Origin of the sequence: Luedemannella helvata (assembly GCF_039528415.1) — a bacterium.
GTDB lineage: Bacteria > Actinomycetota > Actinomycetes > Mycobacteriales > Micromonosporaceae > Luedemannella > Luedemannella helvata.
Genome location: NZ_BAAALS010000032.1, coordinates 28,535 through 48,763 on the forward strand (window position 1 = coordinate 28,535; position 20,229 = coordinate 48,763).

Genomic DNA, 20,229 nt, shown 5'->3' on the forward strand with positions numbered 1-20,229 from the left:
TGCGGCGGCTCAGTCGACCTTGGCGATGATCACGACCAGCAGCAGCGCGAGGATGACCAGGCGCACCGCCCGGTGGGCCGGCGGGGTCACCGGCCACGTGCGGCTCGCCAGCGCGGCCAGCGCCACCACCAGGACCAACAGGATCAGCGCACCCAGCCAGCCCGGCGCGAAGAGACCCACCAGCACGAGGGCCAGGGCCAGCAGGAAGCCCCGGAACGGGCCGATGCGCCGCAGCGCGAGGAGGACCGGTGACACCCGGCCGCCGCCCGACGGACTACCGTTGCTCACTGACCTGGAATCGTTCACCTGCGACAGGGTAACGGCGCGGGAAGGTGGTCCGATGCTGGTAGCTATGCGCTTCGCCGTGCCGGAGGCGGAGGCGGACGGCTTCGCCGAACGGGCCGGGGTGGCGCTCGGCACGCTCGCCGCCCGGCCCGGGTACGTGCGGGGCGAACTGGGCCGCGCGTACGACGACCCCACCGTGTGGTGCCTGCTCACCGTGTGGGAGTCGGTCGGCAGCTACCGGCGGGCGCTGGGGGCGTACGAGGTGAAGCTGCACGCGACCCCGCTGCTCGCCCAGGCCCTCGACGAGCCCTCGGCGTTCGAGCCGCTCGCGACCGCCACGCCCGGTGGGTCCGTCGTCGTCGTGGACAGTGATCGCGCCGACAGCCCACTACGATCGCGACCATGACGACCGAGCCCTCCGCGCCGCCGGGCCCGGCCGTGCCGCCCCCGCCCCGGGGCCCCGGCGTGCAACCCCCGTTCGTGGCACCCCCCACGGACGGCGTACGCAAGCGGCGGTGGATCGGCATCGGCCTGATCGCCGGCGTCCTGGCCCTGTGCTGCGTCGGGACCGTCGCCGGGTTCACCAGCCTCGCCGTCCTCGGCACCCGGGTCATCGCCCAGCAGGAGAAGACGGCCGTCCGCGAGTACCTCACGGCCCTGCAGGCCGAGGACTACCCCGAGGCGTACCGGCTGCTCTGCGACCGGCTGCGGGCGACACAGTCGCTCGAGTCCTTCACGGCCGAGCAGTCCGCCAAACCGGGCATCGCGAGCTTCGAGGTGGGCGCGCCGGCCGCGAACTCGCTCGAAGTCCCCGCGACGGTTCACTACGCTGACGGCACCGACGTCTCCTACAACTTCCAACTCGAACAGAACCGCAAGACGGCCGAGTTCTTCGTGTGCGGGGTCACCAGCTAGCCTGAGGGCGACCCGTACCGGACGTCCCACACCTACCGTGCCAGTCCCCGCCGACCGCCAGTCGGCGTAGGAGGAGAAAAGCAATGCCAGCCGATCGCATCGATAGTGTCGTCAGCCTCGCCAAGCGCCGGGGCTTCGTCTTCCCCTCCAGCGAGATCTACGGGGGTACGCGGTCGGCCTGGGACTACGGTCCCCTCGGTGTCGAGCTGAAGGACAATGTCCGCCGGCAGTGGTGGCGCACGATGGTCCAGGAGCGCGACGACATCGTCGGTCTCGACTCCGCCGTGATCCTCGCCAAGGACGTCTGGGCCGCCTCCGGCCACCTCGACGCGTTCGTCGACCCGCTGACCGAGTGCGCGTCCTGCCACAAGCGGTTCCGGGCCGACCACCTGGAGGAGGCCTTCGAGGCCAAGCACAAGCGCCCGCCGTCCAGCCTCGACGAGATCAACTGCCCGAACTGCGGCAACAAGGGCACCTTCACCGAGCCGCGCATGTTCAACGGCCTCATGAAGACCTTCCTCGGCCCGGTCGAGAGCGACGAGGGCCTGCACTACCTGCGCCCCGAGACCGCCCAGGGCATCTTCGTCAACTACAAGAACGTCGAGACGACCGCGCGCAAGAAGCCGCCGTTCGGCATCGCCCAGGTCGGCAAGAGCTTCCGCAACGAGATCACCCCGGGCAACTTCATCTTCCGGACCCGCGAGTTCGAGCAGATGGAGATGGAGTTCTTCGTCGAGCCGGGCACCGACGAGCAGTGGCACGAGTACTGGCTGCAGGAGCGCTGGAACTGGTACGTGGGCCTGGGCCTCAACCCCGACAACCTGCGCTACTTCGAGCACCCCAAGGAAAAGCTCTCCCACTACTCGAAGCGCACGGTCGACATCGAGTACCGGTTCCAGTTCGGCGGTACGGAGTTCTCCGAACTGGAGGGCATCGCCAACCGCACCGACTTCGACCTGTCCACGCACAGCAAGCACTCCGGCGTCGACCTGTCGTACTTCGATCAGGTGAAGCAGGAGCGCTGGGTCCCGTACGTCATCGAGCCCGCCGCCGGCCTCACCCGCGCCGTGCTGGCGTTCCTCCTCGACGCGTACGACGAGGACGAGGCCCCCAACACCAAGGGCGGCGTCGAGAAGCGCACCGTGCTGCGCTTCGACAAGCGCCTGGCCCCCGTCAAGGTGGCGGTGCTGCCCCTGTCGCGCAACGAGCAGCTCTCCCCGAAGGCCCGCGACCTCGCCGCCCGCCTGCGCAAGCGCTGGATCGTCGACTTCGACGACGCCCAGGCCATCGGCCGCCGCTACCGTCGCCAGGACGAGATCGGCACCCCGTACTGCGTCACGGTCGACTTCGACACCCTCGAGGACAACGCGGTGACGGTCCGCGACCGCGACACCATGAAGCAGGAGCGCGTCAGCCTCGACCAGATCGAGACGTACCTCTGGGAGCGCCTCCCCGGCTGCTGACCTTCTTCCTATTCGTCACCGTGGCGGGAAGTTCACCCCATAGGGTTAACGTCCCGCCACGCTGACCATGGGTTACTGATCGTCGGGTAGAACATGGAACGCCGCGTGCTCGGTGAGGGGGCGAATCGTGCGGAAGTCGCGCCGGTCCAGCGTAAGGATCTGGTTCGTACGGTAGCGGGCGGCGATCGCGACGTTGACCGCGTCGGCCAGATCGAGGTCGAGATCGCGGTAGCGCAGACGGACGGATAGCGCCATGCCGAGAAGTTCCCCGTCGACCTCGGCGAATACAGCGCGGGTGTCCGCGACTCGTGCGCGGATGCGCTCGAGTATCGCGTTGGCCGCGTTCTGTGAGGCACGAGACCGTACGACGTAATCGATCTCAGCTAGCGCCAGCGGAGAGATGACCACATAACCGGCCCGATCGAGGGCATACGCCGCCGCCACATGCTCCGGGTCGCGCTTGTTGAACGCCGCGATCAGGCCGGAGCTGTCAGCGACAACCGTCACGCGGCCCGCCGGCGAGATCGTCGGGCCGCTGCTTCCTTCGCGACCGAGGTGACGTCTTCGGCCGTCACCGGACCACCGAGGTCCAGTGGCTCATCGAAGAAGGGCTCCGTCCATTCGCGACTCGCCATCGCCGCGAGATGCACGCCTTCCCGGATAATCTCCGCCTCAGGAATGCCACGTCTGGCCGCTGCGGCCTTGATCAAAGCGAGGTCTTCGCTGTCCACATACACCGTCGTGCGCTTGAGCGACATATGCGTAAGGTACCATACGCATACGGCGCAGCGCGGCAGAAAGGTCATCCCATCGGGTCTGACTTCCCGTCACGGTCATGACCGCCGGTCGGTGGTCAGCACCGCGACGAGGGACGCGGCGGCGAGGGCACCTGTGAGGAGGCCGAGCGGGCCGGCCGCCTCGTTCCACCCGTTGAGCAGGAGGCCCGCAGCCGGCTCTCCCATGAGGCTGGTGCTCAGCCAGAAGCAGGGACAGAGGTTGACCACGGCGGTCGCGCCGAGCACAAAGCCGAGGCCGATGCGCGCATCCGACGACCCCCGGCGGACGGCCCGCAGGAGCAGGCTCGCGAGCACGCCCACGAGGATGGAGCTGAGGAGCAGCCCGATCGTCCAGCGCTGAACGAAGCCCACGGTGCCCGTGGAGAAGCCAACGGTGCCGTCGGCGGGCATGCCAAGGTACACGGCGCTCGCTCGTTCCGCCGCGAGCAGCTGGTCTTGCTGCGCAAAGATCAGGACGAGAGTCACCGCCGCGATGAGCGTGGCCACCACATAGGTCAGGTGGACCAGCACCATGGCGAGCCGTGGATGCCGTAGGCGCAGCGGCACGGCGGCTGGCGGCGCCGGAGGCACCAACGGAGCTGGCTCGGTGGTCGCGCCGTCCGCGATCGCGGCGCACAGTCGGTCGAACTCCTCCTCGGTGCCGATCGCCGGTCGGCACTCGGGATGCTCGGCATACCAACGCACGGCGTCGGCGATGACCCGGGTCTCCGCGTCGACGGGCAGGACGGGCCGGTCACGGGTGCCGAACCACATGTCGCGTCCGCGCTGCACGACCAGGTCCGGCTCAGTGACGACCAGCATGACCGACGTACTGTTCCAGGGCGGACGGGGTGGCCCGCCCAGGGCCAGCGCTGGCCAGGGGATCAGCCGCCGATGAAACGGCGCGCGGGTCCGGACACCGGCCGGCGTCAGTTCGATCGCGTACCCGTGCCACGCCGACGGAATGAGCAGGGTGAGGAGGCCGACCAGGACACCGGTCACGGCGGTATACGAAACGGCGATTATGCGATCCGACGGCGCCACGGCGTCGCGCCACGCGTCCACGACAGGACCCGCGAGCAGTACGCACGCGAGGAGGGCAACGACGAACAGGGCGGCCGGGTACAGCCGGTGACGGACGGCGACACCGTCGCGGGTGACCACGAGCGCCGGCGGCTCGGGCCGGCGGAACAAGCGCGCCATGCCGATCACCGTGACGCCGAACGTCATCGGAGTCGCAACAAAGCGCCACAGTGGCCGCCAGTCGTCACCGCCCGGCAGCCAGACCTGCAGGCCCACCAGAGCAGCGAACACAACCGCGCCGGACACGACCAGGAGCCGGGACCGGATCGGCTCCAGACGCGCGCGCTCACCCACCATGGCGGACTTCATAGCACGATTCCAGCTGCAGGATCGCCCTCGAACCGTTGGCCGGCGTTCATCGATTTGTCCCCCTAAAGTGCACGAGGGCGATATCGATAGTGATGATGTGCCGCTGGCCCCTCCCAACAACGCCAGGCGTCCCTAACGTCGTCGCCATGCCCTCCACGCTCCACGAAACCCTCATTGAGATGTTCCGCGAGCGACCAGCCCTGGCCGCCGAAGTGCTCACCGGCCCGTTCGGCGTATCGGTGCCCACCTTCGATCAGGCGCTGGCGTCCTCGTCCGACCTCTCAGCGGTCATGTCGACCGAGTATCGCGCTGACGCGGTGATCACTTTTCTGTCCCAGGGCGAGCCCGTGCACGCCGTGATCGTTGAGGTGCAGCTCGGGCCCATCGAGAAGAAGCGTCGCAGTTGGCCGGCCTACGTCGCGAATCTTCACTCCCGCCTTGGTTGCCCGGTCCAACTTCTCATTGTCTGCCCGGGCGCTTCGATCGCGCGCCAATGCGCCGAACCGATTGTTGTCAGTGAACCTGGCCTTTCCCTGACCGCGCTCGTGCTCGGTCCGGACGCCGTGCCGGTGGTGACCGACAGCGTGACGGCGCGAAGAAACCCTGAGCTGACGATCCTGTCGGCGCTGGCGCACGCGAGAACAAAGCGCCACCGGGCGCCGGTGCTGGAGGCGTTCCTCGCCGGTCTCGACATTTTCGATCAAGAACACGCCGAACTGTATGCTGATGTCGTGCTCGCGGCCCTGCCGAAGGCGGCCCGCGCCCACCTGGAGGTCCTCATGACAACAACGCCCCACCGATACCAGAGCGACTTCGCCCGCCGCTACTTCGCCCAGGGCGAGGCAAGGGGCGAGGCGCGGGCTGTGTTGGCGGTTCTGGAAGCTCGTGGGATCGATATCTCCGAGGAAGCGCGCGAGCGCATCGCCGACTGCGCCGATATTGACCAACTCGACGTGTGGATTCGCCGAGCCGCCACGGTCACCAAGGCTGACGAACTGTTCGCCTGACGCCCATCACGTGTGTGGCCAGGCGATCCCGGCCATCGAAGTACTACCACCCGGACGGGCGGTCAGCCGCTGAACGGGTGCCAACCTCAGAACAGGAAGCCGCCCGGGCGGCGGTTGCGGTCGGCGATGAGGCCGGCCAGGACCGCGACCGCGACCTCCGGCGGCGACGCGGAGCCGATGTTCAGCCCGGCGGGCCGGTGGATGCGGGCGATCACCCCGTCCGGCACGCCCATCTGGCGCAGCTCGGCGACGTAGGCCGGCGGGTGGCGGGGGCTGCCGATGACGCCGATCCAGCGGGCCGGCAGGCGCAGCGTCTGTTCCAGGACCTTGCCGAGTTCGGGCCGCTCGTGGTCGGTCATGACCACGTCGGTGGTGCGGTCGACGAAGTCCTCGCTTGGCAGGGTGGTGACGTGGTCGGCGTAGCGCCACTCGGCCCAGGACAGGCGATCGGAGTCGGGGTCGAGCAGGACGGTGCGGAACCCGACATCGCGAGCGAAATGCTGCAGGTACGTCGCGACGGGCGTATCGAAGACGGTGACCAGCGTGCGGGGTCCCACGTGTGGCGGGTTCTCGCCGCGCGTCATGGCGCAGGAGGGGTCGGTGCGCTGTTCATCTGCCACGGGAGAACTCTGCCACAAGTTACGCACCGCTTGGTGATCATGACGCAGGATGTGGCAATGCCGAAACCCGAAGGCGTTCCGGCGCCCGGTATGCCTATTCTTGCCAGGCCATGGCTACACCAGACGCCGGCCCGCATCCGGCGGCCGAACTCCGCTCCCGACTGACCGACCTCACCCTCCGGGACGAGGGCCGGCTGCGCCGTCGCCTCGACGGTGCCCGAAAGATCCGCAATCCGGACGCCGCCACGAAGGCGTACGCGGAGATCCAGGCCGAGATCGAGCTGGCGGAGCTACGCCTCGCGGAGAAGAAGGCCAGGATCCCCACGATCGCGTACCCGGAGGAACTCCCGGTCAGCCAACGCCGCGACGACCTCCTGGCAGCCATCCGGGAGCACCAGGTCGTGATCGTCGCCGGCGAGACGGGCTCCGGCAAGACCACCCAGCTGCCGAAGCTGTGCCTGGAGGCCGGCCGGGGCGTGCGCGGCATGATCGGCCACACCCAGCCCCGGCGGCTGGCAGCCCGTACGGTCGCCGACCGGATCGCCGAGGAGCTGGGCACCACGCTGGGGGAGCTGGTCGGCTACAAGGTGCGCTTCACCGACCAGGTGAGCGGCGACACCATGGTCAAGCTGATGACCGACGGCATCCTGCTGGCCGAGTTGGCCCACGACCGCCTGCTGCGCCAGTACGACACGCTCATCATCGACGAGGCGCACGAGCGGTCCCTCAACATCGACTTCATCCTGGGCGTACTCAAGCAGATCCTGCCGAAACGGCCCGACCTGAAGCTCATCATCACGTCGGCGACGATCGACCCAGAGCGGTTCTCGCGGCACTTCGGCGACGCGCCGATCATCGAGGTGTCCGGCCGCACCTACCCGGTCGAGGTGCGTTACCGCCCGCTCGTCGAGACGACCGGCGAGGACGAGGACGTTCTGCGGGACCAGACCGAGGCGATCCTCGACGCGGTGCGCGAGCTGGAGCGCGAGGGCCCCGGCGACATCCTGGTCTTCCTCAGCGGCGAGCGCGAGATCCGCGACACGGCCGACGCCCTCAACCGGGCCGACCTCCGGTTCACCGAGGTCCTGCCGCTGTACGCCCGCCTGTCCACGGCCGAGCAGCACCGCGTGTTCCAGCCGCACACCGGCCGGCGGATCGTGCTCGCCACGAACGTCGCGGAGACGTCGCTGACCGTACCGGGCATCAAGTACGTCATCGACCCGGGCACGGCGCGCATCTCGCGCTACAGCCACCGGCTCAAGGTGCAGCGGCTGCCGATCGAGGCCATCTCGCAGGCGTCGGCCAACCAGCGCAAGGGCCGCTGCGGGCGCACCTCGGACGGCATCTGCATCCGCCTCTACGACGAGCAGGACTTCGCCAACCGGCCGGAGTTCACCGACCCGGAGATCCTGCGCACCAACCTGGCCAGCGTCATCCTGCAGATGACCGCCCTGGAGTTGGGCGAGATCGCCGACTTCCCGTTCCTCGACCCGCCCGAGAAGCGCAACATCGCCGACGGCGTGGCGCTGCTGCACGAGCTGGGCGCCCTGGAGGACAAGCGCCTTACGAAGATCGGCCGCCAGCTCGCGCAGTTGCCGATCGACCCGCGGCTGGCGCGCATGGTGCTGGAGGCCGACCGCAACGGCTGCCTCGACGAGGTCATCGTCATCGCGGCCGCGCTGTCCATCCAGGACCCGCGCGAGCGGCCCGTTGACAAGCAGGCCCAGGCGACCCAGTCGCACGCCCGCTTCGCCGACCCGGACTCCGACTTCATGGCGCTGCTCAACCTGTGGCGCTATCTCGTCGACAAGCGCAGGGAGCTGTCCAGCAACCAGTTCCGGCGCCTGTGCAAGAACGAATACCTCAACTACCTTCGGGTACGCGAATGGCAGGACCTGGTCAGCCAGGTGCGCCAGGTCGCCAAGACCCTCAAGTTCGCGCTGAACCGCGAGCCGGCCGAGGCGGCGAAGGTGCACACCGCGCTGCTCGCCGGCCTGCTGTCCCACCTGGGCCTCTACGACCCGGACAAGCGCGACTACCTCGGCGCGCGCGGCGGCCGTTTCTCGATCTTCCCCGGGTCGGTGCTGTTCAAGAAGAACCCGCGCTGGCTCATGTCGGCCGAGCTGGTGGAGACGAGCAAGCTGTGGGCCCGGGTGAACGCGCGCATCGACCCCGAGTGGGTCGAGCCGCTGGCCAAGCACCTGGTGAAGCGCAGCTACTCGGAGCCCCACTGGGAGATGAAGCAGGGCGCGGTCATCGCGTACGAGAAGGTGACCCTGTACGGGCTGCCGATCGTGGCGCGGCGCGCGGTCAACTACGGCCGCATCGACCCGGCCCTGTCGCGCGAACTGTTCATCCGCCACGCCCTCGTCGAGGGCGACTGGCGCACCCACCACACGTTTTTCGACGCCAACCGCGCCCTCCTGGACGAGGTCGAGGAGCTGGAGAACCGCACCCGCCGCCGCGACATCCTCGTCGACGACGAGACGCTGTTCGCGTTCTACGATCAGCGGCTGCCCGACGACATCGTGTCCGGCCGGCACTTCGACAGCTGGTGGCGCAAGGCCCGCCGCGACGACCCGGACCTGCTCAACTTCGAGAAGTCCATGCTGGTCAACGAGGTCGCCGGCCGCATCGACGCGGCCGACTACCCCGACCGCTGGGGCGCGTTCCCGTTGACGTACCAGTTCGAGCCCGGCACCGCGGCCGACGGCGTGACCGTCCACATCCCGCTGCCCGCGTTGCAGGGGCTGAGCGCCGACGGCTTCGACTGGCAGATCCCCGGCCTGCGCGAGGAGCTGGTCACGGCGCTGCTGCGCGGCCTGCCCAAGCCGGTACGGGTCAACTTCGTCCCGGTGCCCGACACCGCGCGGGCCGTCCTCGAACGATTGGGCGAGCCGCAGGGCGCGCTGCTGCCCGCACTGGAGCGCGAGCTGCGCCGCATGACCGGCGTCGTCATCGACCCGGGGGACTGGCAGCTCGACAAGCTCCCCGACCACCTGCGCATGACGTTCCGGATCGAGGACGACAAGGGCAAGCCCGTCGCCGAGGGCAAGGACCTCGACGCGCTGCGCGCCCAGCTTCGTCCCAAGGTCCGCGCGACCATCGCCGCGGCCGCCGACGACCTGGAGCGCACCGGCCTGAAAGCGTGGCCCGGCGGCGCGCTCCCGCGCTCGGTCGAGCGCTCCCGCGGCGGCTTCCGGGTCACGGGTTGGCCCGCCTTGGTCGACCAGCAGGGGTCGGTCGCGGTCCGCGTCTTCGCCAGCGAGGAGGAGCAGCGGTACGCGATGACGCGCGGCACCCGGCGCCTGCTCCTGCTCACGATCCCGTCCCCTGTGCCGTACCTGGGCAAGCAGCTCTCCGCCGGCGTGAAGCTGGCCCTGATGCGCAACCCGCACGGCGGCGTTCCGGCGCTGCTGGACGACTGCATCGGCGCGTCGGTCGACAAGCTCGTCGCGGACGCGGGTGGTCCCGCGTGGGACGAGGCCGGCTTCGCCCGGCTCCGCGACGCCGTCCGCGCCGACCTGGTCGACGTGACGCTCGGCGTCGTCGGCGCGGTCGAGAAGGTCCTGACGGCGGCGCACGAGGTCCGTACACGCCTGGAGGCGCCGACCTTCGCCCCGGCGGTCTACGCGGGCGCCAAGGCCGACATCCGCGACCAGCTCGACAAGCTCGTGTACGCCGGCTTCGTCACCGAGACCGCCTGGGCGCACCTGGCGGACCTGCCCCGCTACCTGCGGGCGATCCTGCAACGGCTGGAGAAGCTGCCCGCCAACCCGGCTCGCGACGACCAGCTCGCCGACGACGTGGCCCGGGTGCAGGAGGAGTACGACGCGCTGCTGGCCGAGGTGAGCGCCGCCCGGGCCGCCGAGCCCGACATCGTCGCGATCCGTTGGATGATCGAGGAGCTGCGCGTCAGCTACTTCGCGCAGACGCTCGGCACGGCGTACCCGATCTCCGAGAAGCGGATCTTCAAGGCTCTCGACCAGATTTCGTGACCTTTCGCGCCCATGCAACCGATGGCGGCCGTGGTTGCGTCAGGGGGTCGTGAGAGCGAAGGAGATGACGTGACAAGCGAGCGTGATGCGCAGTTCCACAGTTTCGTGGTCGCCCACCGCGCCGCGATGGTCCGGACGGCCACCCTGCTCACGGCCGGCGACCAGCACCTCGCCGAGGACCTGGTGCAGTCCACCCTGACCAAGCTGTACGTGGCGTGGCCGGCGTTCCGGCGGGCCGCCAACCCGGACGGTTACGTGCGGCGGACCCTGGTGAACGTCCTCACCGACGAACACCGTCGGGGATGGCGACGCCGCGAACGGCCGGTGGCCGTCCTGCCGGACGAGCCTGCTGCGGAGACTGTCGGAGGCGAACTCACCGAAGGGCTGCGCGCGGCCCTGCGGGACCTGCCGCCCCGGATGCGGGCCGCGTTGGTGTTCCGCTACGTCTACGACCTCGATGTCGCCGCCACCGCCGATGCCCTCGGCTGCTCCGAGGGCACGGTGAAGAGCCAGACCGCCCGGGCCCTCGACCGGGTCCGCGCGGTCCTCGGCCCCGTGTCGTCCGTCCTTGCCTAGATTCGGGAGTATCCCCATGACAACCCTGCATGACCAGCTCAATGAACTCGCGGGCCCGCTGACTCAGCCGTCGCCCGAGCAGGTGGACGCGGACGTGGCCCGTGGCCGGCGCGCCCTGCGCCGTCGCCGCGCCCTCCAGGCGACCGGAGGTTCCGCCGTCGCCGCCGCGGTCCTGGCGGCGGCGCTCACCTACGGCACGGTCGGCTCGAACCCCCCGGTACCCTCCACCGCGGCCGGATCGTCCGCCCCGGCCGCCACCACGCCCTTGCGCCTGGTCGCCTTCCAGGGTGAGCAGCCGGAGGGGTACACCCTCGACACGATCCCGGACGGCTGGGAGATCCAGGGCGTCAACGCGTACAGGTTGACGCTGGCGCCCATCGGCGCGAGCGATCAGGAGCCTGACAGCTTCGCCGGCAAGATCGTGGTGATGCTCCAGTCCGACGAGGGGTTCGTCCCCGAGGGGACGACAGTACGCGCCGGCGACCGCAGCGGCGTGCTGGTCGACAGCCCGGACGGCCTGGCCCGGACACTGTGGATCAAGCACTCCGCCGACGCGTGGGTGCTTGTCCAGGTCTGGAGCGGGCTCGGCATGAGCGTCGACGACATCGCTGACCTGGCCGCCGGCATACATGTACACGCGGATGCCCAGCCGGGCCACGGCTGACCATCCAAAGTCGACAGATCGAGGCATCGCCCCCACGGGCGGTGCCTCGATCTGTGTATCGATGTATTGACATCGCACGGCTTCGGTGGTGTCGTGAGCGCTCACAGGAAGTGAGCGGCACATTCGCAACTGAACAGATGGTGAAGCCGCTGTGAGCGCTCCCAGAGTTGTGCCGGTTCCGTCCCCGAGAGAGGCACTATGCTCAGCCAACCGTTTCGACGCCGGCCGGTGCGGCTGGTCGGCGTCGGTGTGCTCGTGGTCGCCGTGGCGACCGTCCCCGGCGTGGCGTCCGCCGGACCGACCAGGCCGGCGCCCGCCCCGGCCATGGTCGTCAATGCTGACTTCGAGGACGACGCGACCGGCGTCGCCACGCCCGCCGGGTGGTCGGAGGCCGGGCGGGCCGACGCCAGCTACACCGAAGCGGGCGGCGCCAGCGGCGCCTACCGGCTGACCCACTGGTCGGCGTCGGCCTACCAGGTGGAGACCTTCCAGCGGGTGACCGGGCTGTCGAAGGGCTCCTACACGCTGCGCGCGTCCGTGCGTACCAGCGGCGACCAGAGCGCCGCGTACCTGTTCCTGCGCGACTGCGGCGGCCCGGAGCGCACCATCGCCCTGCCCCGTACCGGGCCGCAGTGGTGGGTGCAGATCGTGCTCAGCACCGCCGTGAAGGGCGGCGCGTGCACCATCGGCGTGCACTCCGACGGCGTGGCCGGCAGCTGGCTCAACGTCGACGCGGTCAGCCTGACCCCCGGCGCCGCCGGCAGGGTCGACATCTCCGGCGCCGACGTGTCGCAGCTGCCCAAGAACTCCGACCACGGCGCCGTGTACCGCGACGCGAAGGGCAGGCGCGGCGACGCCCTGCGGATCCTCGCCGACAACGGCGTCAACTACGCCCGCGTCAAGGTGTGGGTGGACCCGGCCGACAACTACAGCAACAAAGCACAGGTGCTGGCCCTGGCCAAGCGGGCCAGGAAGCAGGGCATGAAACTGCTCGTCGACTTCCACTACTCCGACACGTGGGCCGACCCCGGCAGGCAGAACAAGCCCGCCGCCTGGGCGTCGCTGCCGTTCGAGGAGCTCAAGCAGGCGGTCTACGACCACACGTACGACGTGCTGTCGGCGCTGCGCCGCCAGCACACGCCGGCCGACATGGCGCAGATCGGCAACGAGATCAACGGCGGCCTTCTCTGGCCGGATGGCCGGTGGGACAACTGGGACGGCATGGCCGCCCTGCTCACCGCAGGCAGCACGGCGGTAACGGACGCGTCGCCGCGTACCAAGGTGGTGTTGCATCTGGCCGAGGGCGGCAACAACGGCGGGCACGTCTGGTGGTTCGACAACGCCGTGAGCCGGGGCGTGCCGTTCGACGTGATCGCCGTGTCGCACTACACGTACTGGCACGGGCCGCTCGGCTACCTCCAGGCCAACCTGTTCGACCTGGTGAAGCGCTACGACAAGGACGTCATGGTGGTCGAGACCGCCTACGGGTTCACCCTCGACCAGGACGACGCACTGGAGAACATCTTCAACCCGACGCTTCAGGCCACGGCCGGCTACCCGGCCACAGCCGAGGGCCAGGCGCAGGCGCTGCGCGACATGTTCAACGTCGTCGCGGCCGTGCCCGGCGGGCGGGGCCTGGGCGTCTTCTACTGGGAGCCCGCCTGGACGGCCGTCGAGGGCGGCGGCTGGGACCCGGCCGACCCGACCTCGGGCAACGCCTGGGAGAACCAGGCCCTCTTCGACTACGACGGCAGGGCGCTGCCCGCGCTGAAGGTCTTCGGCGAGTACTGACCGACCGGGGGCGCGGCGGCTCGGCGCCGCGCCCCCGGTCCAGTCAGTCGACCTCGGCGAGCGGCTCGGCGAACTGGGCCGCGTACAGCCGGGCGTACGCGCCGCCGGCCGCGATCAGCTCGTCGTGCGTGCCCTGCTCGACGATCGCTCCGTTCTCCATGACCAGGATCAGGTCCGCGTTGCGGATCGTGGAGAGCCGGTGCGCGATGACGAAGCTCGTCCGGCCCGTACGCAGCGTGCTCATCGCGCGCTGGATGAGCACCTCGGTGCGGGTGTCGACCGAGCTGGTCGCCTCGTCCAGGATGAGGATGGTCGGCTCGGCCAGGAACGCGCGGGCGATCGTGATGAGCTGCTTCTCGCCCATCGAGACGTTGCCGCCCTCCTCGTCGATGACCGTGCCGTACCCGTCGGGCAGGGTGCGCACGAACCGGTCGACGTGCGTGGCCTGGGCGGCCTCCACGACCCGCTCGTGCGGCACCGACCCGTCGCCGGCCCCGTACGCGATGTTGTCCTCGATCGAGCCGCCGAACAGCCACGTGTCCTGCAGCACCATGCCGATCGCGGCCCGCAGCTCGTCGCGTGACATCGTCCGGATGTCCACCCCGTCGAGGGTGATCCGGCCCCGGTCCACCTCGTAGAAGCGCATGAGCAGGTTGACCAGCGTCGTCTTGCCGGCGCCGGTCGGGCCGACGATGGCGATCGTCTGTCCCGGCTCGGCGACCAGCGACAGGTCCTCGATGAGCGGGCGCTGCGGGTCGTAGCTGAAGCCGACGTGTTCGAACGCGACCCGCCCGCGCAACTGCGTGGGGCGCGCCGGCTCGACCGGGTCGGGCTCCTGCTCCGCGGCGTCGAGCAGCTCGAAGACGCGCTCGGCGGAGGCGATGCCGGACTGCACCAGGTTGGCCATGCTCGCCACCTGGGTCAGCGGCTGCATGAACTGGCGGGAGTACTGGATGAACGCCTGCACCTCGCCCAGCGTCATGCCGCCGTTGAGGATCCGCACGGCGCCTACGACGGCGATGATCACGTAGGTCAGGTTGCCGATGAACATCATCGCCGGCTGGATCGTGCCGGAGATGAGCTGCGCCTTGAAGCTCGACCCGTGCAGTTCGCCGTTGTGCTGGGCGAACGTCTCCTCGGCCTCGGCCTGGCGCCCGAAGACCTTCACCAGCGAGTGCCCGGTGAAGTTCTCCTCGATGTGGGCGTTGAGCCGGCCCGTCGTCGCCCACTGCGCGATGAACTGTTTCTGCGCACGCTTGCCGATCTTCGCGGTCAGCACCACCGACAGCGGCACCGCCACGAGCGCGATGAGCGCCAGCAACGGTGAGATCCAGAACATCATGCCGAGTACGCCGAAGATCGTGAGTACGGACGTGATGAGCATGCTCAGCGTCTGCTGCAACGTCTGGCCGATGTTGTCCGTGTCGTTGGTGGCCCGGCTGAGCACCTCGCCCCGTGCCTGCTTGTCGAAGTAGCTCAGCGGCAGCCGGGCGAGCTTCGCCTCCACCTGCTCGCGCAGCCGGTAGGCGGTGCGCTGCACGACCACCGCGGTCAGCCGGCCCTGTAGCAGGGCGAACAGCGACGCGCCCACGTAGATGACGAGCACCCAGATCAGGACCCGGCCCACGGCGTCGAAGTCGATGCCCTGCCCCGGGATGACCGTCATGCCGCTGAGCAGGTCGGCCATCCGGTCCTGCCCGGTTGCCCGCAGCTGCTCGATGGCCTGCTCCTTCGTGACGCCCTCCGGCAGCCTGCTGCCGATGACGCCCGCGAAGACCAGGTCGGTGGCGTGGCCCAGGATGCGCGGGCCGAGGACGGACAGGAACACGCTGACGACGCCCAGGGCGAGCGCGACGATGACGGTCGCCCGTTCGGGACGCAGCATGCCGACCAGCCGCTTGGTGGTCCCCTTGAAGTCCAGCGGCTTCGCGGGCGGCGGCCCGCCGCCCATCATGGCGGCGAACCCGGGCCCGCCGTGCCCGCGCCTCGGTGGCGTGCGCTCGCTCATGCCGTCACCTCGCTCCGCTCGGCGCCGCCATGAGCTGACACCGTGCTGATGATTCGCTCGCTGCGCTCGCTCATGCCGCGGCCTCCTGTTCGGTGAGCTGGGAGAGGACGATCTCGCGGTACGTGTCGTTGTCGGCCATCAGTTCGGCGTGCGTACCCACGCCGACGACCCGGCCCTCGTCGAGCACGACGATGCGGTCGGCCGAGCGGATCGTGCTGACCCGCTGCGCCACGATGACGACCGTGGCCGTGGTGGTCTCCTTGGCCAGCGCGGCCCGCAGCGCCGCGTCGGTCGCGTAGTCCAGGGCGGAGAACGAGTCGTCGAAAAGGTAGATCTTCGGCTGACGTACCAGCGCGCGGGCGATGGACAGGCGCTGGCGCTGCCCGCCGGACACGTTCGTGCCGCCCTGCGCGATCGGCGCCGCCAGCCGCTCGGGCATCTTCTCGACGAAGTCGCGCGCCTGCGCGACCTCCAGCGCGTGCCACAGCTCCTCGTCCGTGGCGTCCGGCCGGCCGTAGCGCAGGTTGCTCGCGACCGTACCGGTGAACAGGTACGGCTTCTGCGGGACCAGCCCGATGATGGTGGCCAGGTGGGCCGGGTCCAGGTTTCGCACGTCGACCCCGTCGATCGTGACCTCGCCGTCCGTCGCGTCGTACAGCCTGGGTATGAGGTTGAGGACCGTGGTCTTGCCGCTGCCCGTACTCCCGATGATCGCCGTTATCTGGCCGGGGTGGGCCACCAGGTCGATTCCCTTGACGACCGGCTCCTCCGCGCCGGGGTAACGGAACGAGACGCCGCGCAGCGCCAGCTCGCCCCGGCTCGTGGCCGGCGTGACCGGCGTAGCCGGCGGCACGACACTGGTGTCCGTGGTCAGCACCTCGTCGATGCGCTCCGCGCAGACCTCGGCGCGCGGCACCATGACGAACATGAAGGTCGCCATCATGACCGACATCAGGATCAGCATGAGATAGCTCAGGAACGCCGTGAGCGCGCCGATCTCCATGCCGCCGCTGGCCACCCGGTGCCCCCCGAACCAGATCACCGCCACGCTCGACACGTTCATGATGAACATGACCGCGGGGAACATGGTCGCCATCAGCCGTCCGGCGCCCAGCGACACATCGGTCAGCTGCGTGTTGGCCCCGGCGAAGCGGCGCCGCTCGTGGTCGTCGCGGACGAACGCCCGGATCACCCGGATGCCCGTGATCTGCTCGCGCAGGATGCGGTTCACCGCGTCGATGCGCTCCTGCATGGCGCGAAACAGCGGGCGCATCTTCACCACGGCGACGCCGATGACGGCCATCAGGGCCGGGACGATGACGAGCAGCAGGCCCGACAGCGGTACGTCCTGCCTGAGCGCGAGGATGATGCCGCCGACGCACATGATCGGCGCCGACACCATGAGGGTCAGCGTCATGAGCGTCAGCATCTGTACCTGCTGGACGTCGTTCGTGGTACGGGTGATCAGCGACGGGGCGCCGAAGCGGCCAACCTCGCGGGCGGAGAACGTCTGCACCCGGCCGAAGATCGCGGCGCGTAGGTCGCGGCCGAGTCCGGTCGCGACCTGCGCGCCGTAGTAGACGGCCGCGATCGAGCACACGACCTGCAACAGCGTCACGCCGAGCATCGCCCCGCCGACCCGGATGATGTAGCCGATGTCGCCGAGGACGACGCCTTTGTCGATGATGTCGGCGTTCAGGGTGGGCAGATAGAGCGTGGCTAGTGTCTGGACGAGCTGGAACGCCACGACGGCGCCGATCGCCCCCCGGTACGGGCGCAGATATCTGCGCAACAGTCTGATCAGCACGGGCCTTCTCCGGTGGGTGGTGTGTTGAGTCCATGGAGGAGCAGGTCGGCGAGGTCCCCGCCGGTGAGGTGTTCCGGACCGAGCATGCCGCGCGAGGTGAGCACCACAAGGCTGATCAGCAGCTGGGCCGTGGTGTGCGCCGAGCGGCGCAACCGGTGCTCGTCGGGGCGGATGAGGTCGGCGACCGCGTCGACGATCACATTGAGCGACGCGCGCGGGTCGCCGTCGAACGGATCGCCGTTGAGCACTGCGACCGCGTCCGGGCTGCGTAGCGCCGCGATGACGGGCGCGTTGGCGGCCATCCGGTGCCCGACGATCTGTGCGGCGGCGGCAAGGCGGACCTGCAGGGGATAGCAGGCCGGGATGTCGCGTAGCATCCGGACGGCGGGTGCCGGGTCGAAAATGTGGGCGAGGGCGGCGCGGAGCAGGGCATTCTTGTCAGGAAATACCCGGAAGATGGTGCCCTCCGCCACGCCGGCCGCCTCGGCGATCAGCCGGGTCGGCACGTTGAGGCCATGCATCCGGATGAGCGGGGAGGTGGCCGCGATGAGCGCGGCGCGCCGTTCTTCCGGGGGCAGGGGAGGGCTCCGGCGCCGCAGGAGCGGCGCGGACTGTTCGGTCACGGGCCCATGCTAATGAGTGATCACTCATTCCACATCCCGTTTATGCGCCAAGCGAAACCGCCGCCCTCCGACCCGCCCTCCGCCCGACGTCCGCCCGACGTTTGGTCGATTTCGCGTCCTATCGGGGGCGCCCGTTACCCGCGCATTCGTCCAAACGTCCGCGGATCGAGGGGCGGGCCGGGCGGGAACAGGCTCCCGTAGTCGGCCGCCGCCATGGCGATTTCCGCCTGCGCCCAGAACCGGTGGTACGTGAGGGGTCGGCGCGGCGGCGCGGTGGAGGTACGTCTCGCGGCGGCGAGCCATCGCCTTGGCCGCACCACCCGCGGGCATGGCGGCGATCATTCTGGAGCGGCCGGTTCACCGCTCGGCCCTGAGCCTGATCGGCCGGCCGATGAGGGACCCGGCACCATTATGAGCCGACCTCGAATGAGTCTCGTTCATCGATTCAATGAGGTCCTAGGACCTCGTCCTAAAAGTCCTGGGACTTTCCCGAATATGAGTCCTGACCTCGGTTTTCATCGGCAAGTCAACATAATTAAGTACTTTGTTTAAAGGCAGTCTCAACATTGACAGATGCCTATTAGGATCATTCATCGCCTGTGTTCGATATGCCGCATGTTCACGGCATCGGGTCGTGGATATGCGTACACAGGAGGACCCATATGCGCACAAGCACACGGATGCTCGTCGGCGCGACGGTGACCGTCGCGCTGACCGTCCTGAGCGCCGTGCCGGCGCAGGCCGGGCCGGGCAAGGACCGCGAGCCCGCTCGGGTCTCGGTCGCGAAGGACGACGCCCAGGCGCCGGACCGCGCGGTCGTGACCAAGGCGGTGCCCTCGTCGGCCAGCGCGGCGCTGTCCCAGCTTCAGGGACGCATCGCGACGTATGTCGCCAAGAACGGCACGCGGTACACGTTCGCCAGCTACGTCGACGGTACGACGGGCAAGATCGTGCTGGACACGACCGCGCCCGCGACCGTCGTCGCCTCGCTGCTGAGCACCAAGGGCGCGTCGGCCGCGTTCGCGGCGGCGTCCAGTGAGGTGCAGCTCAAGAGCAACGGCGTCAGCGACGCGTTCGACCGCCGCAACGACTCGCCGCCGTTCTACGGCAGTGGCGGCATCGCGTCCGGCGGCGGCATCTGCTCGTCGGGCTATGTCGTGCAGAACTCGGCCGGCACCCGGTTCATGACCACGGCGGGCCACTGCTTCGCCGTGGGCGCGACCGTCACCACGGAGGCCGGCGCGTACACGTACGGCACGGTGTCCAACCGGCGCCTGCCCACGATCAGCGGCCATGCGCAGGACGTGGAACTCCTCGGCGGCCAGTCGTACTCGGCCCGCGTCTTCACGGGCGGCGTGACGAGCACGACGAGCATCCCGGTCGTGGCGGCCGGCGCCGCCAGCGTGGGTTACACCAACTACTGCCACAGCGGCCGGACCACCGGCGAGGTGTGTGGCCACACGGCCACCAGCACCACCGGGCAGGTCTGCACCGCGACCGGCTGCAAGTCGCCGGTCATCGTCTACACCGGCGGCACGAGCGTCGGCTCGAACGGTGACTCCGGCGGCGCGTTCTACGCCAAGGACGCGTCCGGCGCCTGGATCCGCGGTCACTTCATCGCCTTCGGCGGTGGTACGGGCTACGCCCAGCCGTGGACCGCGTTCAGCTCCGCGATGGGCCTCAGCATCGTGATCTACTGACCGTACGCGTGACGCGAGGGCGGCCGGGGGTATCCCGGCCGCCCTTCGTCAGCGCACGTCGAGGGGCCACGGTCCGCCGACCGCCCGGATCTCGGTGCCGTCGTCGGCGAACAGCACCACCGTCGCGTACACGGCGTACGTCCCCGGGGCGAGCCGATCCCCGGTCCCGTCGCAGGGCGCGAGCAGCGCCTCGGCGGGCAGGCTCTTCGTCGCGCCGGGGGTGAGTTCCCAGACGACACCCACGGCGTCGCGCATGCCGGGCACGACCACGACCCGGCCGTCGTGGACCACGTAGACATCGGCGGTGCGACCCACGACGCCCTTCACGGTCACCGAGCTGGTGACCGTGACCGTGCCGGCGAGGGTCCGTTGGTCGGCCGTCGCGGTCGCCGGGAACTTCCCGGTCATGGTCAGGCCATCGCCCGGCCGCTCCCCGAACGGTTGCCCGCACGCGGGGTCGATCCCGGGCCGGGTGGTCACCGGCGGGTCGACCGAGGCGTCCGGCCCGGGCGAGGCCGGCGTCGGCTGCGCGCAGCCGGCGAGGACGAGGATCGCCGTGGCAAGGCCGAGGTAGCTGCTGCGGATTCGCATGACGTTTGGACGC

18 protein-coding genes are annotated in these 20,229 nt (G+C 69.6%); 9 read left to right on the forward strand and 9 right to left on the reverse strand.

Annotation, left to right across the window (positions count from 1 at the left end; translation table 11 throughout):
* Positions 1 to 9: 9 nt before the first annotated feature.
* Positions 10 to 306 (reverse strand): DUF6703 family protein, encoded by a 297-nt coding sequence (locus ABD191_RS24815; protein ID WP_344086881.1) that lies wholly within the window; start codon positions 304 to 306, stop codon positions 10 to 12.
* 34 nt (positions 307 to 340) lie between these two features.
* On the opposite strand from ABD191_RS24815, the gene ABD191_RS24820 reads away from it, so the two are divergent.
* The 3 genes from ABD191_RS24820 (at position 341) to ABD191_RS24830 (ending at position 2,663) form a co-directional block, all read left to right on the forward strand.
* The gene (locus ABD191_RS24820) at positions 341 to 691 is read left to right on the forward strand and encodes an antibiotic biosynthesis monooxygenase family protein (protein ID WP_344086884.1); all 351 of its coding nucleotides are present in this window, start codon (positions 341 to 343) and stop codon (positions 689 to 691) included.
* Positions 688 to 1,200, forward strand: a complete 513-nt coding sequence (locus ABD191_RS24825) for a hypothetical protein (protein ID WP_344086887.1) — start codon at positions 688 to 690, stop codon at positions 1,198 to 1,200. The genes ABD191_RS24820 and ABD191_RS24825 overlap by 4 nt, the downstream gene beginning before the upstream one ends.
* An 83-nt stretch (positions 1,201 to 1,283) precedes the next feature.
* Complete coding sequence (locus tag ABD191_RS24830) at positions 1,284 to 2,663, forward strand: glycine--tRNA ligase (protein ID WP_344086890.1); 1,380 nt, start codon at positions 1,284 to 1,286, stop codon at positions 2,661 to 2,663.
* Between the two features lie 72 nt (positions 2,664 to 2,735).
* Here ABD191_RS24830 and ABD191_RS24835 read toward each other — a convergent pair whose 3' ends face one another.
* The 3 genes from ABD191_RS24835 to ABD191_RS24845 form a co-directional block, all read right to left on the reverse strand.
* Positions 2,736 to 3,170: a type II toxin-antitoxin system VapC family toxin gene (locus ABD191_RS24835; protein ID WP_344086893.1), complete on the reverse strand. Its 435-nt coding sequence runs from the start codon at positions 3,168 to 3,170 to the stop codon at positions 2,736 to 2,738.
* Positions 3,167 to 3,421: a ribbon-helix-helix domain-containing protein gene (locus ABD191_RS24840; protein WP_344086896.1), complete on the reverse strand. Its 255-nt coding sequence runs from the start codon at positions 3,419 to 3,421 to the stop codon at positions 3,167 to 3,169. Before ABD191_RS24840 ends, ABD191_RS24835 begins: the two co-directional genes overlap by 4 nt.
* A gap of 75 nt (positions 3,422 to 3,496) precedes the next feature.
* Positions 3,497 to 4,831 (reverse strand): hypothetical protein, encoded by a 1,335-nt coding sequence (locus tag ABD191_RS24845; protein ID WP_344086899.1) that lies wholly within the window; start codon positions 4,829 to 4,831, stop codon positions 3,497 to 3,499.
* Between the two features lie 146 nt (positions 4,832 to 4,977).
* On the opposite strand from ABD191_RS24845, the gene ABD191_RS24850 reads away from it, so the two are divergent.
* Complete coding sequence (locus ABD191_RS24850; protein WP_344086902.1) at positions 4,978 to 5,838, forward strand: hypothetical protein; 861 nt, start codon at positions 4,978 to 4,980, stop codon at positions 5,836 to 5,838.
* Between the two features lie 86 nt (positions 5,839 to 5,924).
* Here ABD191_RS24850 and ABD191_RS24855 read toward each other — a convergent pair whose 3' ends face one another.
* A complete protein-coding gene (locus tag ABD191_RS24855; RefSeq protein ID WP_344086905.1) occupies positions 5,925 to 6,458 on the reverse strand; it encodes an XdhC family protein in 534 nt (177 codons plus the stop codon).
* A gap of 110 nt (positions 6,459 to 6,568) precedes the next feature.
* Between ABD191_RS24855 and hrpA the strand changes: the two genes are divergently transcribed.
* The 4 genes from hrpA (at position 6,569) to ABD191_RS24875 (ending at position 13,487) form a co-directional block, all read left to right on the forward strand.
* Positions 6,569 to 10,456, forward strand: a complete 3,888-nt coding sequence (gene hrpA / locus ABD191_RS24860) for an ATP-dependent RNA helicase HrpA (protein WP_344086909.1) — start codon at positions 6,569 to 6,571, stop codon at positions 10,454 to 10,456.
* 69 nt (positions 10,457 to 10,525) lie between these two features.
* Positions 10,526 to 11,032 (forward strand): SigE family RNA polymerase sigma factor, encoded by a 507-nt coding sequence (locus ABD191_RS24865; protein WP_344086912.1) that lies wholly within the window; start codon positions 10,526 to 10,528, stop codon positions 11,030 to 11,032.
* A gap of 16 nt (positions 11,033 to 11,048) precedes the next feature.
* Positions 11,049 to 11,696, forward strand: coding sequence for a hypothetical protein (locus ABD191_RS24870; RefSeq protein ID WP_344086915.1), 648 nt, complete (start codon positions 11,049 to 11,051; stop codon positions 11,694 to 11,696).
* 198 nt (positions 11,697 to 11,894) lie between these two features.
* Positions 11,895 to 13,487 carry a glycoside hydrolase family 53 protein gene (locus tag ABD191_RS24875; protein ID WP_344086918.1) on the forward strand — a complete coding sequence of 531 codons (1,593 nt, stop codon included), beginning with the start codon at positions 11,895 to 11,897 and terminating at the stop codon, positions 13,485 to 13,487.
* Positions 13,488 to 13,530: 43 nt separating this feature from the next.
* On the opposite strand, the gene ABD191_RS24880 is transcribed toward ABD191_RS24875, so the two are convergent.
* The 3 genes from ABD191_RS24880 to ABD191_RS24890 all read right to left on the reverse strand — a co-directional run bounded on the left by ABD191_RS24880 (position 13,531) and on the right by ABD191_RS24890 (position 17,925).
* Positions 13,531 to 15,495 carry an ABC transporter ATP-binding protein gene (locus ABD191_RS24880; RefSeq protein WP_425560849.1) on the reverse strand — a complete coding sequence of 655 codons (1,965 nt, stop codon included), beginning with the start codon at positions 15,493 to 15,495 and terminating at the stop codon, positions 13,531 to 13,533.
* A 70-nt stretch (positions 15,496 to 15,565) separates the two neighbouring features.
* The gene (locus ABD191_RS24885; RefSeq protein ID WP_344086921.1) at positions 15,566 to 17,302 is read right to left on the reverse strand and encodes an ABC transporter ATP-binding protein; all 1,737 of its coding nucleotides are present in this window, start codon (positions 17,300 to 17,302) and stop codon (positions 15,566 to 15,568) included.
* Positions 17,296 to 17,925: a TetR/AcrR family transcriptional regulator gene (locus ABD191_RS24890; RefSeq protein ID WP_344086924.1), complete on the reverse strand. Its 630-nt coding sequence runs from the start codon at positions 17,923 to 17,925 to the stop codon at positions 17,296 to 17,298. Before ABD191_RS24890 ends, ABD191_RS24885 begins: the two co-directional genes overlap by 7 nt.
* A gap of 662 nt (positions 17,926 to 18,587) precedes the next feature.
* On the opposite strand from ABD191_RS24890, the gene ABD191_RS24895 reads away from it, so the two are divergent.
* The gene (locus ABD191_RS24895; protein WP_344086927.1) at positions 18,588 to 19,625 is read left to right on the forward strand and encodes a chymotrypsin family serine protease; all 1,038 of its coding nucleotides are present in this window, start codon (positions 18,588 to 18,590) and stop codon (positions 19,623 to 19,625) included.
* Between the two features lie 48 nt (positions 19,626 to 19,673).
* On the opposite strand, the gene ABD191_RS24900 is transcribed toward ABD191_RS24895, so the two are convergent.
* Entirely contained in the window at positions 19,674 to 20,216 is a 543-nt protein-coding gene (locus tag ABD191_RS24900) for a hypothetical protein (RefSeq protein WP_344086930.1), read from the reverse strand.
* Between the last annotated feature and the right edge of the window lie 13 nt (positions 20,217 to 20,229).

Bases quoted from the DNA above. Each gene is read 5' to 3' on its own strand.
- ABD191_RS24820 (WP_344086884.1), top strand. From the start codon at position 341: ATGCTGGTAGCTATGCGCTTCGCCGTGCCGGAGGCGGAGGCGGACGGC.
- ABD191_RS24825 (WP_344086887.1), top strand. From the start codon at position 688: ATGACGACCGAGCCCTCCGCGCCGCCGGGCCCGGCCGTGCCGCCCCCG.
- ABD191_RS24830 (WP_344086890.1), top strand. From the start codon at position 1,284: ATGCCAGCCGATCGCATCGATAGTGTCGTCAGCCTCGCCAAGCGCCGG.
- ABD191_RS24840 (WP_344086896.1), bottom strand. From the start codon at position 3,421: ATGTCGCTCAAGCGCACGACGGTGTATGTGGACAGCGAAGACCTCGCT.
- ABD191_RS24845 (WP_344086899.1), bottom strand. From the start codon at position 4,831: ATGAAGTCCGCCATGGTGGGTGAGCGCGCGCGTCTGGAGCCGATCCGG.
- ABD191_RS24850 (WP_344086902.1), top strand. From the start codon at position 4,978: ATGCCCTCCACGCTCCACGAAACCCTCATTGAGATGTTCCGCGAGCGA.
- hrpA (WP_344086909.1), top strand. From the start codon at position 6,569: ATGGCTACACCAGACGCCGGCCCGCATCCGGCGGCCGAACTCCGCTCC.
- ABD191_RS24870 (WP_344086915.1), top strand. From the start codon at position 11,049: ATGACAACCCTGCATGACCAGCTCAATGAACTCGCGGGCCCGCTGACT.
- ABD191_RS24875 (WP_344086918.1), top strand. From the start codon at position 11,895: ATGCTCAGCCAACCGTTTCGACGCCGGCCGGTGCGGCTGGTCGGCGTC.
- ABD191_RS24880 (WP_425560849.1), bottom strand. From the start codon at position 15,495: ATGAGCGAGCGCACGCCACCGAGGCGCGGGCACGGCGGGCCCGGGTTC.
- ABD191_RS24895 (WP_344086927.1), top strand. From the start codon at position 18,588: ATGCGCACAAGCACACGGATGCTCGTCGGCGCGACGGTGACCGTCGCG.
- ABD191_RS24900 (WP_344086930.1), bottom strand. From the start codon at position 20,216: ATGCGAATCCGCAGCAGCTACCTCGGCCTTGCCACGGCGATCCTCGTC.